The sequence below is a fragment of the Chamaesiphon polymorphus CCALA 037 genome, from assembly GCF_003003845.1.
In the GTDB taxonomy this organism is placed as follows: domain Bacteria; phylum Cyanobacteriota; class Cyanobacteriia; order Cyanobacteriales; family Chamaesiphonaceae; genus Chamaesiphon; species Chamaesiphon polymorphus.
The window spans coordinates 1-2,190 of the sequence record NZ_PVWO01000727.1; the positions used below are offsets into that span (position 1 = coordinate 1).

Below are 2,190 nucleotides of genomic sequence, written 5' to 3' on the forward strand. Positions count from 1 at the left end.
GAGCGGGGAGTTGGGTGTTGGTTGTTGGGTGTTGGGTGTGTGAAACAGTAACCTAAATTGCGCCGCCTAGTACTAGTGAATAGTCGATCGTCGATCGTCGATCGACGACCGACATCACAAAGCGACATTATCTATTGCTTGAGTGGGAGGGGAGTCAAAAATGCCCCAACACCCCAACACCCTCTACCGAAAAGTCGCTCCAGAATACTCGCAACTGACTTTCCCGATAATTTCTCGACCCAGCCATGCTGTATTGTGGGAGAGCGACTTGAGACTAGTTTTGGTCGCCGTCCAAGCGGCTTGCGGCTCGAAGAGGATAAATTGAGTGGGTGGAGACTGATACAGACACCGAGCTGGATTGATACTCAGTGCCGTCCATAACTCGCGTGCCGATAAGGTACCGGGAACTACTAGCTGTTGCCATAGTAAGGGTAGTGCTAATTCTAACCCGATCGCACCAGGTGGAGCTTCGCCAAAGGCTACGGTTTTTTCCTCGTAAGTATAGGCATGATGGTCGATCGAGATCGCATCGATGACTCCTGTTTTTATCCCCTCTATCAGGGCTAGACGGTCGTCTGAGGTGCCTAACGGCGGGTCGAGTTTAAAATTGGGGTTGTAGGTGGCGACATCGCTGGTATCGGCTAGTAGGTGCAACCAGGTGGTACTGGCCGTAATTGGGACGCCGCGTTGTTTGGCGGCGGCGACGATCTCGACGCCGCGACGGGTCGAAATCCGCATCAGATGGACGGGGGTGCCGATATCGGCGATAATTTCGATCGTCGCAGCGAGGGCGGCGGTTTCACTACTGACGGGATCGACGGGCAAACCGTATTTGAGTGCGGCTACGCCAGCTCTGGCGATGCCATTACCGCGTAAGGATCGATCGAGGGCATACAATCCGATCGGGCGGTGGAAGGGTTGGAGATATTCGAGCAGGCGGCGGGTGAGTGCGAGATTGGCAATGGCACGCCCATCTGCCCAGCCTGTAATATTAGTAGTTGCTAGTTCGGCTAACTCCGTCATTGTTTTGCCTTCTACGCCCTCGGTGAGTGCGCCCCAATAGCCGAGTTGGGGACAATTAGGAATGCGATCGGCGATTTGGTGATATTCTCGATCGAGACTGGTAATACTGCTCGATCGATCGAGTGCGGGTAAGGTATCGGGGAGAATATTGACCGAGACAAAACCGCCTGCTTGAGCAGATGCGAGTAAAGAGGCGAGCGATTCGCGTTCTTCATGTCCCGGCGTCCCGCTGTGACTGTATAAGTCTACCAATCCCGGAGCGAGGATCGTATCTCGTCCGGGCGTAATCTTGAGGTCATGAGGAAGTTGAGTAGTGGCAACAACTTCCTCCATGATGCCATCGATAACTAGAATATCGGCCACTCGTTCTTCCAGCCGTACCGCAGATCCTGGCGATGGCTGGGAGCTGCTGTCCTCGCTGACACTAGTAGGCGCGAAGATGCGAATCTGTTGAAATAATTGATTCATTGCGATCCTACTACAATGCACCAGCAGCGGTTCGATCGAGAATGCCGCCTGAGAGGTAACTGGTAAGATTGAGAGCTTGAATTACAGGTTGACCCTCAATTCCCTCTGGATAATCGATAACTGTGACTGCGCCATTTCCCTGCTTGATCTTCCAGATATCGGCTAAACCGAGTCCCAGCAGATAACACAGTAACACCTTATTCGTCGCATCGTGAGCGACGACGATGCCAGTTTGAGATTCGTTACCCACCTGCGAGAGAATTTGTTGCCATGCTGCCGTCGCCCGCTCCCAGACGTCTTGGAGATTTTCACCTTCAGGCATTTGAACGGATTCGGGGTGAGTATGCCACCTTTCGAGTTCGCCGGGATATTCGGCCTTAATTTCGGCTTCATATTTGCCTTCCCACAGTCCGTGCCCGATCTCGCGCAAATTTGCATCTTCGACTAGAGTAATGTCGCGACCTTGGAGGATAATTTGGGCGGTTTCTTTCGGACGCAACATCGAACTGGTAAATCCAAAGTCGATGTGAATGGTTTTTAAAAATTCAGCGGCTAGACTGGCTTGTTTGCGTCCGAATTCGTTGAGCGGGACATCGATTTGGCCTTGAAATTTGCCAGCGCGATTCCAGTCGGTTTCGCCATGACGCACCAACAAAAAGCGCGGCCCTTGGTTTTGGGGGTGCAGGGGTGGGAATTTTT

At 52.6% G+C, this 2,190-nt stretch carries 2 protein-coding genes; both read right to left on the reverse strand.

The window, feature by feature from the left end:
* Positions 1 to 183: 183 nt before the first annotated feature.
* Positions 184 to 1,491: a dihydroorotase gene (locus tag C7B77_RS28725; protein ID WP_106313123.1), complete on the reverse strand. Its 1,308-nt coding sequence runs from the start codon at positions 1,489 to 1,491 to the stop codon at positions 184 to 186.
* 10 nt (positions 1,492 to 1,501) lie between these two features.
* The coding region (locus C7B77_RS28730; protein ID WP_146138590.1) for a histidine phosphatase family protein at positions 1,502 to 2,190 on the reverse strand (689 nt) is incomplete at its 5' end.

Bases quoted from the DNA above. Each gene is read 5' to 3' on its own strand.
- C7B77_RS28725 (WP_106313123.1), bottom strand. From the start codon at position 1,491: ATGAATCAATTATTTCAACAGATTCGCATCTTCGCGCCTACTAGTGTC.